This window comes from Mesorhizobium sp. WSM4848 (genome assembly GCF_055811375.1).
Genome location: NZ_JBVVPX010000010.1, coordinates 73836 through 85692 on the forward strand (window position 1 = coordinate 73836; position 11857 = coordinate 85692).

Here is an 11857-nt window from a genome sequence, read left to right on the forward strand (position 1 = left end):
GCGACAATAACTCTCGAAAGGATTTTCGCATGGCCACCGTCAAGGTCGACAAGAGCAATTTCCAGACCGATGTGCTTGATGCCAAGGAGCCGGTCGTGGTCGATTTCTGGGCGGAGTGGTGCGGCCCGTGCAAGATGATCGCGCCGGCGCTGGAAGACATCGCCATCGAACTCGGCAGCAAGGTCAAGATCGCCAAGCTCAATATCGACGAGAATCCCGAGCTGGCCGCGCAGTTCGGCGTGCGCTCGATCCCGACGCTGATGATCTTCAAGGGCGGCGAAATGGCCGACATGAAGGTCGGTGCCGCGCCGAAGACGGCGCTGTCGCACTGGATCAATGGCAATCTCGCCTGATCCGACCTGAATCTCTGCAATCAAGCCCGGCCTCGCGCCGGGCTTTTTTGTTGGCGTCACCGATCTGCCGATCTGGCACTCGCCACTTGCCGCCTCATGTCCTTGTCTGGCTTAAAGCAGGAGAACGACATGACCGGATCCGCCAAGGCCACCGTCTTCATCGACAATGAGCGCGTCATCGTCACCGAATACCGCTTCGCTCCGGGCGACAACACCGGCTGGCACCGTCACGGCCATGATTACGTCATCGTGCCGCTGATGGACGGCAAGCTCAAGCTCCTGACCAAGGACGGCGAATCCTTTGCCGAGATGAAGAAGGGAGCGCCTTATTTCCGCAAGGAGGGCGTGGAGCATGATGTCATCAATGCCAATGAGGGCGAGTATGCCTTCATCGAGATCGAGCTGAAGTAACGCGGGAGCAGGCCCTCGCAACATCGCCGGTTGAGGCAGGACCGTATTGGGAAGAGTCCGCTTGAATGCCACTCACATTGACGCTACATTACGTCAGAAAATGTGTGGATTGAAGGAAGGCTGAGATGGCTCTGGTCCAGTACGCGGACGGTGGGTTCTTTGCCCCAAGAAAAATCGCCGAGGCGCTGCGCACCACCAGCGAGGAAGTGGCCCGGACTGCCGGGCTCGGTCGCGACGCCGTTCAGCGCAAGGAACGCATCCGTTCCGACAGAACGCAGCGCCGCCTGCGCGAGATGGTTGAAATCATCAACAAGGTCGAACCGCGCTTTGGCTCCGCGCTGATGGCGTATGCCTGGTACCGGTCCGAGCCTCTGCCCGGCTTTTCGGGACAGACGGCCATGCAACTTGTGCGCGGCGGGCGGGCCGCTGAGGTGCTTGAATATGTCGATGCGATCGATGCCGGCGTTCACGCCTGACACAGTTGATGCACTACCGCGGCAAACTGTTTCGGGCGATCAACCCAATCTACGCGCGTGAACCGCTCTCGGGGCGCGGCGCCGCATTGTTTGGCGGGCGGTTCAACCCGAAGGGCACGCCGGCGCTCTATACATCACTGACCGTCATAACCGCTCTGCGCGAGGCCAACCAGGTCGGCAATCTCCAGCCGACGACACTCGTTTCCTATGACGCCGAAGTCGCAAGTGTTTTCGACAGTCGGGACGAGGCCGCGCTCAAAGAAGAAGGGTTGGATGCAACAGCTCTTGCCGACAATGCATGGCGGGATCGGATGCAGGCAAGCGGAGAAGCAAGAACGCAGGCTTTGGCGCGCCGATTGATGGCGAAGGGCTATCCAGCCATGCTTGTTCGCAGCTTTGCGGCCGGCGCTGTCGAGACGGATCTCAACCTCATTCTATGGAAATGGGGCGATGATCCTCCGTGGCGGCTCGCGCTGATCGACGACGAAGGCAGACTGTCGTGAGAAGCGCAATGACTTGGCAATCGCTCCCGCGTTCGAGAGCGTTCAGCTTTCGATAGAACCTCCGAACCGCTCTAAGTATTTGTTTTACGCAATTCCCTAGGGAAAGCGCTACGCGCTTTTCCCGGGAAAACCGCGACGCACCTTTCCTGGAATCTGGCCTCTTGGTACCGGAGGTCCGGCAGAATAGATCAGGTCGGCGGTGTGCCGTTTTCGGCGAGCACCGCGCCGGCCAGATAGAGCGAGCCGCTGATCAGGATGCGCGGCGGCGGTCCGTCCCATGTGTCGCGCAGCAGCATCAGCGCATTGGCGACGGAGCTCACCGGTTCGGCCGACAGGCCGGCCTCGACGGCGCGGATCGCCAGTTCGTCATTCGGCACGCTGGCCTCGCTGAGGCTCACCGGCACCGTGTAGACATGCCGCACCAAACCCTTGAAGGCGCGGAAATAGCCGCTCTGGTCCTTAGTGTTGATCATTCCGGAAATCAGGAACAGCGGCCGCGGGTTCTTTTCCTCCTGCTCGGCAAGTGCTTCGGCGACGACCACACCGGCGCCCGGATTGTGGCCGCCGTCGAGCCAGATGTCGGCGCCCTTCGGCGCCAGTTCCGTCAGTCTGCCTTGCGGCAATTTCTGCATCCGCCCCGGCCAGGTGACATTGGCCATTGCCTTGTCGGCGACGCGATGGCTGATCTCGAAGCCCGCCGCCTTGGCTGCCGCAATCGCCGCCGCCGCATTGGCGAACTGATGGCGTCCTGGCAGGCGCGGCGGCGACAGGTCCATCAGCCCGTCTTCGTCCTGATAGACCATCCGGCCGTTTTCCTCGAAGGCGAGGAAATCCTGGCCATAGACGAAGGCGGGACAGTCGAGCCGCTCGGCGGTTTCGATAAGCACCTGCAGCGCCGTCTCGCTTTCCTGCGCGCCGATGACCACCGGACAGCCGCCCTTGATGATGCCGGCCTTCTCGGCGGCGATCAGTTCGACACGGTCGCCGAGATAGGATTCATGGTCGAGCGAGACCGGCATGATCACCGACACCGCCGGCTCGGCGATGACATTGGTGGCGTCGAAGCGGCCGCCGAGACCGACCTCGATGATGACGGCATCTGCCGGATGTTCGGAAAACAGCAGGAAGGTGACGGCGGTGAGGATTTCGAAGACGGTGATCTTCTGGCCTTCATTGGCTTTGGCGACGCGGGCGATGGCGTCGGCGAAGACCTTGTCCTCGACCAGCCTGCCGCCACCATCGGCGGCCAGCCGGTAGCGCTCATGCCAGTTCACCAGATGCGGCGATGTGTGGACATGGACGCGGTGGCCGGATGCTTCCAGCAGCGCCCGCGAAAACGCGGCGCAGGAGCCCTTGCCGTTGGTGCCGGCGATGTGGATGACCGGCGGCAGATGGTCCTGCGGATTGCCCAGCCGCTCCAGCAGCCGCGAAATGCGGTCGAGCGAAAGATCGAAGCCCTTCGGATGAAGCGACATCAGGCTTTCGATTTCGCGGTCGGCGGCAAGCGTGGTCATGGGAGAATCCTAGCGCATGACCCCGAAAATCGAAATCGATTTCCGGAAAGGATCTTGCGCGAAATCAAGATGCTACAGCGCCACAGATGGCGCGCAATCGCGGTTCGCGACGAAGGATGTCGCGTCAGGCTTGCGGGCGTGCTTCCGCCGGGATCGCCACCGGCGGCAGGATTTCCGGTTCCAGCGGCTTTTCTTCTTCCGGCAGCTTGAGCAGCATTTTCAGCAGCCGAGCGATCGTCGGGCGCATCTCCAGCCGCGACACCACCATGTCGACCATGCCGTGCTCCATCAAATACTCGGAGCGCTGGAAGCCGTCGGGCAGCTTTTCCCGGATGGTCTGCTCGATGACGCGCGGCCCGGCAAAGCCGATCAGCGCGCCGGGCTCGGCGATGTGCACGTCGCCCAGCATGGCGTAGGAGGCGGTGACGCCGCCGGTGGTTGGGTTGGTCAGCACGACGATATAGGGAAGACCGGCTTCCTTCAGCCGATCGACGCCGACCGTGGTTCTCGGCAATTGCATGAGCGACAGGATGCCTTCCTGCATGCGGGCGCCGCCGGACGCTGCGAACAGGATCAGCGGCCGCTTGCGTTGCACTGCGACCTCGAAGCCACGAACGATGGCGTCGCCGGCGGCCATGCCGAGCGAGCCGCCCATGAAGGCGAAGTCCTGCACGGTCACCACCACCGGCAGGCCTTCGACGGTGCCCAGTGCATTGATGATCGCGTCCTCCAGGCCGGTCTTGGCCTTGGCGTCCTTCAGCCGGTCGGTGTAGCGCTTCTCGTCGCGGAATTTCAGCGGATCCTGCACCACCTTGGGGTTTTCGAGCATCTCGTACTTGCCGTCGTCCATGAAGAATCTCAGCCGCTCCTTGGCCGAGATCTTCATGTGATGGCCGGAGGACGGGATGACGAACTGGTTCTGCTCCAGGTCCTTGTGGAAGACCATCTCGCCGGTCTCCGGATCCTTGATCCAGAGGTTCTCAGGCATGTCGGTGCGCCGGCCGAGCATCGAATTGATCTTCGGTCGAACGTAGTTGGTGATCCAGTTCATCGCTTCGGCTCCTGTCCTGACGAAGAGTTAGACCATGATCCCGAAAAGTGGAAACCGGTTTTCGGTGGAGATCATGGTCAACCAGAAGATCAAGACTATTCGGCGGCAGCAAGGCGGGCCGCACGCACGCCTTGCGAAAGCCCGCTGACCAGCGTGGCGACCGCCTCGGCCGGGTCAGCGGTCTTTTCGCCCTTTGGCCCCAGAACATTGGCGACCGCATTGACGATCGCGGTGCCGACGACGACGCCGTCGGCCGACGCCCCGATGATGCGTGCCTGCTCGGCGGTCTTGACGCCGAAGCCGACGCAGACCGGCAGGTCGGTATGGCCCTTGATGCGCCCGACCGCGGCCGCCACCTTGCCGGTGTCGGCAAGTGCTGAGCCGGTGATGCCGGTCATCGACACGTAATAGACGAAGCCGGAGGTGTTCTGCAGCACCTTGGGAAGGCGCTTGTCGTCGGTGGTCGGCGTCGCCAGCCGGATGAAATTGATACCAGCCCTCAGCGCCGGAATGCACAGCTCCTCATCCATTTCCGGCGGCAGGTCGACGACGATCAGCCCGTCTATGCCGCTGGCCAGCGCATCCCTGAGGAAGCGGTCGACGCCGTGGATGTAGATCGGATTGTAGTAGCCCATCAAAACGATCGGGGTTTCATCGTCGGCGGCGCGGAATTCCGAAGCCATTCTCAGCGTCTTGACCAGGGTCTGGCCGCCTTTTAGCGCACGCAGGCCGGCCGCCTGGATCGCCGGGCCGTCCGCCATCGGATCGGAAAACGGCATGCCCATTTCGATGATGTCGGCGCCTGCCTTGGGCAGCGCCCTCATGATCGACAAAGCGGTGTCGTAGTCAGGGTCGCCGCTCATGAAATAGGTAACGAGCGCCGGGCGGCCTTCGGCCTTCAGCTTGGCCATGCGGCGGTCGATGCGGGTGGTCATGATCAGATCTCCATGCCCAGCATACTGGCCACCGTATGCACGTCCTTGTCGCCGCGGCCGGACAGGTTGACGATGACGATCTGGTCCTTGTCCATGGCGGGCACGATCTTCACCGCATGCGCAATGGCATGGGCGGATTCGAGCGCCGGAATGATGCCTTCGACACGGGTCGTCAGCTGAAACGCCTCCAGCGCCTCGTCGTCTAGAATAGGCACATAGTCGACGCGGCCACTGTCGCGCAGCCAGGAATGCTCCGGTCCGACGCCGGGATAGTCGAGGCCGGCCGAGATCGAATGCCCGTCCATGATCTGCCCGTCGGCATTCTGCAGGAGATAGGTGCGGTTGCCGTGCAGCACGCCGGGCGCGCCGGCACTCATCGATGCGCAATGTTCGATGCCGTCGAGGCCGCGGCCACCGGCCTCGATGCCGATGATCTCTACGCTGCGGTCGTCGAGGAACGGATGAAAAAGGCCGATGGCGTTGGAGCCGCCGCCGACGGCGGCGATGATGGTGTCCGGCAGCCGGCCTTCCTGTTCGAGGATCTGGGCGCGTGCCTCGATGCCGATCACCGACTGGAAGTCGCGCACCAACTCCGGATAGGGGTGCGGGCCGGCGGCCGTGCCGATCAGGTAATAGGTATCCTCGACATTGGTCACCCAATCCCGAAGAGCTTCGTTCATGGCGTCCTTCAACGTGCCGTGGCCGGCGCTCACCGGCCGCACCTCGGCGCCGAGCAGCTTCATGCGGAAGACGTTCGGGCTTTGCCTGGCGACGTCGGTGGCACCCATATAGACGACGCAAGGAAAGCCGAAACGCGCCGCCACGGTGGCCGACGCCACGCCGTGCTGCCCGGCGCCGGTCTCGGCGATGATGCGCTTCTTGCCCATGCGCTTGGCCAGCAGGATCTGGCCGAGGCAGTTGTTGATCTTGTGCGAGCCGGTGTGATTCAAATCCTCGCGCTTGAAATAGACCTTTGCGCCGCCCCCGAGGCCCTTAGCCGAGGAAACCTCGCGAAGATGCCTGGTCAGGCCTTCGGCGAAATAAAGCTTCGACGGCCGCCCGGCATAGTGGGTCGAAAGGTCAGTCAGTTCGGCCTTGAAATCCGGATCGTCCTTGACCTCGTTCCAGTGCCGCTCAAGGTCGAGGATCAGCGGCATCAGTGTTTCGGCAACGAAACGACCGCCGAAGATGCCGAACATGCCCTGCTCATCGGGTCCGGTGCGGAAGGAATTGGGTATCGCCGGCTTGTTCATCGCCGATCTCCTAGCTTGTGGTTTGGCACGGTCGGGCGGCGCGGCTGTCGCGTGCTGACTTGACGGCCCGGAAAAACTGTTCGATCAGCGCCGGATCCTTGACACCCGGCGCGCTTTCCACGCCTGAGGAAATGTCTAGTCCGGGCGGGTTGGCAAGCCGAAGGGCATCGCCGATATTGGCGGCGTTGAGCCCACCGGAAAGCATGTAATCGACGCCTGCGTCAAGGCCGGACAGTACGCGCCAGTCGAAGGCAATGCCGTTGCCGCCCGGCAGTTCCGAACCCTTCGGCGGCTTGGCGTCGAACAGGAAACGATCGGCAATGCCGACGAAGGGTCTCGTCCGCTCCAGATCGGCAACCTTGCTGACCGACAGCGCCTTCATCACCGGCAGGCCATAGCGGGCCTTGATCTCTGCCACCCGCTCCGGCGTTTCCGAACCATGCAGCTGCAGCATGTCGGGCCGCATTTTTTCGACGATTTCGTCCAGGAACGCATCGCCGGCGTCGACCGTAACCGCAACCGCCATGGCCTTGCCGGTCGCCGCTTCACGCAAGCGGCCGGCTTCCGCCGGCTCGACATAGCGCGGGCTTTTGGCAAAGAAAATAAAGCCGACATGGCTGGCGCCGCCGGCCAAGGCCGCGGCCAACGCCTTGTCGGTCCTTAATCCGCATATCTTGATGTCGAGCGCCATGGCGCGGGGATTGGCACGAAATGGCAAAAGAGTCGAGAAAAAGCATCCTGTTTGCCGGCGTTGGGAATAGCCCTAGTTTCTATGGATGGATGAAGGCGGGAGCAAACCATGACGGACAAGACGGTTGCAGAGCTCAGGCAGAAGGTCGCGCAGGCCCGCGAGGTCATCGCCCATCTGATGGACAAGGCCGCCTTCAACGGCGCCGAGGCACACCGCGCGCTCGACTATTTCAGCAACGACGCCTTCAAGAAGGACTTCTTGCCATGGCCGCGCCAAACCGACGAAGGCTTGCGGCCGGAGGAGTTGAACGCGGCGAATGACGATTGAGCGGCAGTGCAGAACCTATTGATGTCGGCGGGACAGCGGGGCGCGAAGGATCGCTACGGTTTTATTCCGCTTCCCTAGATGCACATTACTCGAACATGATCGCTTGCAGCGCGCCGCCATTGCGCTTGAGCCAGTCCTTGCAACGCTCGGTGTCGGGGCAGAGCTGCTCGCACAGTTTCCAGAATTTCGGGCCGTGGTTCATCTCCTTGAGATGCGCCACCTCATGCGCGACGAGGTAATTTATGACGGGTCGCGGCGCCATCATGATGCGCCAGGAGAACGACAGGTTGCCGTCGGAGGTGCACGATCCCCAGCGGCTCGACGTGTCCTTGAAGCGGATTGCCTTGGCGCGCTTGCCGATCGTCCCGGTGTGCTTGACCACCAACCGCTCGATCTCGCGCTTGGCCTCGCGCTTGAGGAAATCGGCGATGCGGCGCGGCAGGTGCACGCGCTCGCCATGCACGGTCATCAGCGGACCGCGTTCGTCGCACGACAGCGTGACGGTACCGCGTTTCGAAGGCTCATGAACGATGCGATGCGGCACGCCGCGCACCGGTATCTTGATGCCGGGCCGCACCTGCGGCCGGTCGGGTACCTTGGCCAGCCGCTGCTCCAGCCAGTCCTGATGGCGGTCAAGGAATTTTTCCACTTCGCCTCGCCGCAAGCCCGGTGGCACGGTGATGCGCAGGCCCCGGCCACCGGAATCGATGCGCAGCGTCAGGCGCCGCGCCCGGTCGCTCTCGACGATCTTGAGCGGCAGCGTGCGGCCGGCAACACAATGCTCCCGCTCCACGACGGGAGAGGGCCTGGGTTTGGTCAGGTTGCGGAAGAAGCCGAATGACATGGCCGGGACGATACGTGATTCGAGGAAAACGAATAGAACAAAAAAGAAACGGCGCCGCTGACGCGACGCCGTTTTTGATTATTTATGTCAGGGCAAGTGTCTTACTCATCAAGTAGGCCTGGCGTGGATTTGCCACCTTGGGTTGTGGAACCGTCGGTTGTGGGCGGCGTCGACTTGTTGCGCTTCGCCATGAAGCGGTCGAACTCTTCCTGGTCCTTGGCGCGACGCAGTTCCCTGGCGTATTCGTCGAACTCGCTCAGCATCTCGTCGAGCTTGCGGCGCTCTTCATTAAGGCGCTCGAGTTCTTTTTCGCGCCAGTCGTCGAAAGCGACGTTGCCGGTGCGGGCGGAGCCGTGGCCCCAGCGCGCCGCTTTGTCGGAACCGCGGCGGCAGCCGGCGAAGATGCCGTCGGTCGCGCGGTTGACGTCGCGCTTGAAGCCGTCAAGCCGGTCGCCCCAGATGATGTAGGCGAGCATGGCGAGGCCGAGCGGCCAGAACACCATAAAACCGATCACCATCAGAGCGATGGTCGCCGGCGTCCAGGCCGGACGGATCAATGCAGATGTGTTCATTTTCTCCCAATCCTTCAGTTGGAGACAGCCAATCCCGGCTGCGTGGAATCGAAATGGGATGAGAAAAACGGCGATTCAAGACAGTGTCGGCCAAAACCGGACAAGCGTTTGAAATGATTATCGCTTTTTGAGCGTTTCGAGGAAAAGGACGACCAGGCCCGCGATCAGGCCCCAGAACGCCGCACCGACGCCGAACAGCGTCAGCCCCGAGGCGGTGACGGCAAAGGTGACGGTAGCGGCCATGCGTTCGCCGTCTTCCTTCAAGGCGATCGACAGCGCGTTGGCGAGCGGCGCCATCAGCGCCAGTCCGGCGACCAGCACGATCAGGCTCTGCGGCAGCACGGCGAAGATCGCCACCAGCGAGGCGCCGAAAATGGCGAAGACGAGGTAGGCAAGCGCATAGAACGGACCGGTCTTCCAGCGCTCGCCCGGATCGGGATGCACGTCGGGGCCGGTGCAGATCGCCGCCGAGATCGCCGCCAGGTTGGTGGTCGAGGCCCCGAATGGCGCCGACAGCAGCGAAAGCAGGCCGGTGACGCCGATCAGCGGGCCGGGTTCCGGGTGATAGCCCGCGGCTCTCAGCACGGCGAGGCCGGACAGGTTCTGCGACGCCATGGTGACCAGATAAAGCGGCAGCGCCAGGCCGACGATCGCCGTGACGGTGAACTGCGGCGCAATCAGCGTCAATGTCGAAAGATCCGGGGTCGGCAGACCGCCGACCCGGCCGGTGAGGAAGGCGGCAGCGCCGCCGCCGATCAGCACCGCCAGCACCGAGAGCGCCGGATTGAACAGGCGGATGACAAAGAAGGCGGCGATCAGCGGCAGGATCAGCCACGGGTCGAGGGGAATCGCCTTCACCGCATTGATGGCGAAGGTGACGACGATGCCGGCGAGCATGCCCGACGCGACCGAGGCCGGTATCCTGGCGATCAGCTTGGTCAAGGGCCTGAACAGGCCGGTGGCAATCAGCAACATCCCGGTGACGATGAAGGCGCCGACGGCCTCGTTGATCGAAAAGCCGCTCGATGCCGCGATCAGCGCCACCCCTGGCGTCGACCATGCGGCGATGACCGGCATCCTGATGCGCCACGACAGCCACAGGCTCTCGATCGCCATGGCGAGGCAGATCGCCGTCACCCAGCTCGCGGTTTCGACCTGCGTCGCGCCGACCGCCTTGGCGGCGGCGATGACGATGGCCAGCGTGCCGCCGAAGCCGACGATCGCCGCGACGAAGGCGGATACCGGAATGGAAATGCGCATGTCCTAGCCTGCCTGCCGCACCATGGCGTCGACCGCCCGCACCAGCATGTCGAGGTCCTGAGGCCGCGACAGGCGGTGGTCGCCGTCGGGGATCAGCGACAGCGTGACGTCGTCGGCCGGCAGCAGGCCGACCAGTTTCAGCGCATGGCTCGGCGGCACGTCGGCATCGGCCAGCCCCTGCAATATGTGGACGGGGCAGTGGGTGTCGATCGGCCCGGTCAGCACCCGGTTGTTGCGACCGTCCTCGATCAGCGCTCGGGTGTAGATGTAAGGCTCGGCCGAATAGTCCGACGGCTCCTCGAAAAAACCTTTTTTGGCAAGATCGCGCTTCTGCGCTTTGGTCAGCGCCGGCTCGACCAGTTCGGCGGTGAAATCCGGCGCCGGCGCCAGAAGCACCAGACCGGCGATGCGGTTCTCGCCTGGGTTGTGCAATTCCTGGCGCAATTCCTGGACCATGCGCAGCGCGATCCATGCGCCCATCGAGGAGCCGACCAGGATTTGCCTGCCCTGCGTGAAATGGCGGAAGACGGCGAGGCTTTGCGAAAGCCAGTTCGAGACGGTGCCGTCGGCAAAGGCGCCGCCCGATTCGCCGTGACCGGAATAGTCGTGGCGCAGGAAAGCCCGCCCTTGCCCGCTCGCCCATTCCGCCAGCTTCTCGGCCTTGGTGCCCAGCATGTCCGACTTGTAGCCGCCGAGCCAGACAATGCCTGGCGCGGCACCCGCAGCGCGCCTGACAGCGATACTGGTTCCGTCGACGTCGAGAAAAACCGGTGCGGTCATGGCTCACTCCTCACGCAGGTCTTTTGACACAGCGGACGGTTCAACGAAAAGTGCTCGGCAACTTTCTTCGTTTGGTGCAGGCAGAAGTCAGGCAACAGGTGATTTCCTGTGAGCGCTGTGCTATTGACTCCGGCCGCGCGCTCACCACATTGGCGCGTTCGCAATTCTGAATTGAAAACCCCGAACGAAACGGCTCAAGGAGACCACGACCATTCGCAGACCTTTCAAAGCAACGGCGCCCACCAAGGAGGGCCCGCGCTCCAACCGTGACATCCGGGTTCCCCGGGTCCAGCTTATCGACGCCGAAGGCCACAACCATGGCGATGTCTCCATCAACGACGCATTGCTGCTCGCCGAAGAGGCTGGGCTCGATCTGGTCGAGATATCGCCCAACGCAGTGCCGCCCGTCGTAAAAATTCTCGATCTCGGCAAGCTGAAATACGCCAACCAGAAGAAGGCGGCCGAGGCGCGCAAGAACCAGAAGGTCATCGAGATCAAAGAGATCAAGATGCGCCCGAACATCGACAGCCATGACTACGAAACCAAGATGAAAGCGGTCCGGCGGTTTTTCGAGGAAGGTGACAAGGTCAAGCTGACATTGCGCTTTCGCGGCCGCGAGATGGCGCATATGGAACTCGGCATGCAGCTTCTGAACAAGGTTCGCGAGGAAGTGGCACCCATCGCCAAGGTCGAAGCTGAACCGAAGCTCGAAGGCCGCCAGATGATGATGGTGCTGGCGCCCCGCTAAAGCGATTCTGCTAAAGCGGCCCGTCAAAGCAAAGGCCGCTTCGGCGGCCTTTTGTTTGTTTTTGTCTTCGCCATGATTTCTCCGCAAGTTGCATCGACAAGGAGTCCGGTTGCCGGTCCTCGCGGCGAAAGGATTGTCC

Annotated in this window: 15 protein-coding genes; 6 read left to right on the forward strand and 9 right to left on the reverse strand. The window is 62.7% G+C overall.

Features of this window, described 5'->3' with window-relative positions; translation table 11 throughout:
- Positions 1–29 precede the first annotated feature (29 nt).
- The 4 genes from trxA to AC0L16_RS12160 all read left to right on the forward strand — a co-directional run bounded on the left by trxA (position 30) and on the right by AC0L16_RS12160 (position 1743).
- Positions 30–353 carry a thioredoxin gene (gene trxA, locus AC0L16_RS12145; protein ID WP_027152031.1) on the forward strand — a complete coding sequence of 108 codons (324 nt, stop codon included), beginning with the start codon at positions 30–32 and terminating at the stop codon, positions 351–353.
- Between the two features lie 129 nt (positions 354–482).
- On the forward strand, positions 483–764 hold the full coding sequence (locus AC0L16_RS12150; protein ID WP_065011517.1) for a cupin domain-containing protein: 282 nt from the start codon (positions 483–485) through the stop codon (positions 762–764).
- A gap of 125 nt (positions 765–889) precedes the next feature.
- The gene (locus tag AC0L16_RS12155; protein ID WP_077374772.1) at positions 890–1240 is read left to right on the forward strand and encodes an MbcA/ParS/Xre antitoxin family protein; all 351 of its coding nucleotides are present in this window, start codon (positions 890–892) and stop codon (positions 1238–1240) included.
- 8 nt (positions 1241–1248) lie between these two features.
- The gene (locus AC0L16_RS12160; protein ID WP_473620973.1) at positions 1249–1743 is read left to right on the forward strand and encodes an RES family NAD+ phosphorylase; all 495 of its coding nucleotides are present in this window, start codon (positions 1249–1251) and stop codon (positions 1741–1743) included.
- A 188-nt stretch (positions 1744–1931) separates the two neighbouring features.
- On the opposite strand, the gene AC0L16_RS12165 is transcribed toward AC0L16_RS12160, so the two are convergent.
- From AC0L16_RS12165 to AC0L16_RS12185, 5 genes are all read right to left on the reverse strand, one after another.
- Positions 1932–3257: a bifunctional folylpolyglutamate synthase/dihydrofolate synthase gene (locus AC0L16_RS12165; protein WP_473620974.1), complete on the reverse strand. Its 1326-nt coding sequence runs from the start codon at positions 3255–3257 to the stop codon at positions 1932–1934.
- A 124-nt stretch (positions 3258–3381) separates the two neighbouring features.
- Positions 3382–4308 carry an acetyl-CoA carboxylase, carboxyltransferase subunit beta gene (gene accD / locus AC0L16_RS12170; RefSeq protein WP_473620975.1) on the reverse strand — a complete coding sequence of 309 codons (927 nt, stop codon included), beginning with the start codon at positions 4306–4308 and terminating at the stop codon, positions 3382–3384.
- Between the two features lie 95 nt (positions 4309–4403).
- Positions 4404–5243, reverse strand: a complete 840-nt coding sequence (gene trpA, locus AC0L16_RS12175; RefSeq protein ID WP_473620976.1) for a tryptophan synthase subunit alpha — start codon at positions 5241–5243, stop codon at positions 4404–4406.
- Between the two features lie 2 nt (positions 5244–5245).
- A complete protein-coding gene (gene trpB / locus AC0L16_RS12180) occupies positions 5246–6496 on the reverse strand; it encodes a tryptophan synthase subunit beta (protein WP_473620977.1) in 1251 nt (416 codons plus the stop codon).
- Between the two features lie 10 nt (positions 6497–6506).
- The gene (locus AC0L16_RS12185) at positions 6507–7187 is read right to left on the reverse strand and encodes a phosphoribosylanthranilate isomerase (protein WP_473620978.1); all 681 of its coding nucleotides are present in this window, start codon (positions 7185–7187) and stop codon (positions 6507–6509) included.
- Between the two features lie 108 nt (positions 7188–7295).
- Between AC0L16_RS12185 and AC0L16_RS12190 the strand changes: the two genes are divergently transcribed.
- Positions 7296–7514: a hypothetical protein gene (locus tag AC0L16_RS12190; protein WP_202364969.1), complete on the forward strand. Its 219-nt coding sequence runs from the start codon at positions 7296–7298 to the stop codon at positions 7512–7514.
- An 85-nt stretch (positions 7515–7599) separates the two neighbouring features.
- Here AC0L16_RS12190 and AC0L16_RS12195 read toward each other — a convergent pair whose 3' ends face one another.
- The 4 genes from AC0L16_RS12195 to AC0L16_RS12210 form a co-directional block, all read right to left on the reverse strand.
- A complete protein-coding gene (locus tag AC0L16_RS12195) occupies positions 7600–8358 on the reverse strand; it encodes a M48 family metallopeptidase (RefSeq protein ID WP_473620980.1) in 759 nt (252 codons plus the stop codon).
- Positions 8359–8459: 101 nt separating this feature from the next.
- On the reverse strand, positions 8460–8930 hold the full coding sequence (locus tag AC0L16_RS12200) for a DUF2852 domain-containing protein (RefSeq protein WP_473620982.1): 471 nt from the start codon (positions 8928–8930) through the stop codon (positions 8460–8462).
- A gap of 117 nt (positions 8931–9047) precedes the next feature.
- Positions 9048–10190 carry a benzoate/H(+) symporter BenE family transporter gene (locus AC0L16_RS12205; RefSeq protein WP_473620983.1) on the reverse strand — a complete coding sequence of 381 codons (1143 nt, stop codon included), beginning with the start codon at positions 10188–10190 and terminating at the stop codon, positions 9048–9050.
- Between the two features lie 3 nt (positions 10191–10193).
- Positions 10194–10970, reverse strand: coding sequence for an alpha/beta hydrolase (locus AC0L16_RS12210; RefSeq protein WP_473620984.1), 777 nt, complete (start codon positions 10968–10970; stop codon positions 10194–10196).
- Positions 10971–11181: 211 nt separating this feature from the next.
- Between AC0L16_RS12210 and infC the strand changes: the two genes are divergently transcribed.
- A complete protein-coding gene (infC, locus tag AC0L16_RS12215; RefSeq protein WP_077374810.1) occupies positions 11182–11718 on the forward strand; it encodes a translation initiation factor IF-3 in 537 nt (178 codons plus the stop codon).
- The last annotated feature ends 139 nt before the right edge of the window (positions 11719–11857 follow it).

What these genes read in the sequence shown, in the direction of transcription:
- trxA (WP_027152031.1), top strand. Translation starts at nt 30, where the DNA reads ATGGCCACCGTCAAGGTCGACAAGAGCAATTTCCAGACCGATGTGCTT.
- AC0L16_RS12150 (WP_065011517.1), top strand. Translation starts at nt 483, where the DNA reads ATGACCGGATCCGCCAAGGCCACCGTCTTCATCGACAATGAGCGCGTC.
- AC0L16_RS12155 (WP_077374772.1), top strand. Translation starts at nt 890, where the DNA reads ATGGCTCTGGTCCAGTACGCGGACGGTGGGTTCTTTGCCCCAAGAAAA.
- AC0L16_RS12160 (WP_473620973.1), top strand. Translation starts at nt 1,249, where the DNA reads ATGCACTACCGCGGCAAACTGTTTCGGGCGATCAACCCAATCTACGCG.
- AC0L16_RS12165 (WP_473620974.1), bottom strand. Translation starts at nt 3,257, where the DNA reads ATGACCACGCTTGCCGCCGACCGCGAAATCGAAAGCCTGATGTCGCTT.
- accD (WP_473620975.1), bottom strand. Translation starts at nt 4,308, where the DNA reads ATGAACTGGATCACCAACTACGTTCGACCGAAGATCAATTCGATGCTC.
- trpA (WP_473620976.1), bottom strand. Translation starts at nt 5,243, where the DNA reads ATGACCACCCGCATCGACCGCCGCATGGCCAAGCTGAAGGCCGAAGGC.
- trpB (WP_473620977.1), bottom strand. Translation starts at nt 6,496, where the DNA reads ATGAACAAGCCGGCGATACCCAATTCCTTCCGCACCGGACCCGATGAG.
- AC0L16_RS12185 (WP_473620978.1), bottom strand. Translation starts at nt 7,187, where the DNA reads ATGGCGCTCGACATCAAGATATGCGGATTAAGGACCGACAAGGCGTTG.
- AC0L16_RS12190 (WP_202364969.1), top strand. Translation starts at nt 7,296, where the DNA reads ATGACGGACAAGACGGTTGCAGAGCTCAGGCAGAAGGTCGCGCAGGCC.
- AC0L16_RS12195 (WP_473620980.1), bottom strand. Translation starts at nt 8,358, where the DNA reads ATGTCATTCGGCTTCTTCCGCAACCTGACCAAACCCAGGCCCTCTCCC.
- AC0L16_RS12200 (WP_473620982.1), bottom strand. Translation starts at nt 8,930, where the DNA reads ATGAACACATCTGCATTGATCCGTCCGGCCTGGACGCCGGCGACCATC.
- AC0L16_RS12205 (WP_473620983.1), bottom strand. Translation starts at nt 10,190, where the DNA reads ATGCGCATTTCCATTCCGGTATCCGCCTTCGTCGCGGCGATCGTCGGC.
- AC0L16_RS12210 (WP_473620984.1), bottom strand. Translation starts at nt 10,970, where the DNA reads ATGACCGCACCGGTTTTTCTCGACGTCGACGGAACCAGTATCGCTGTC.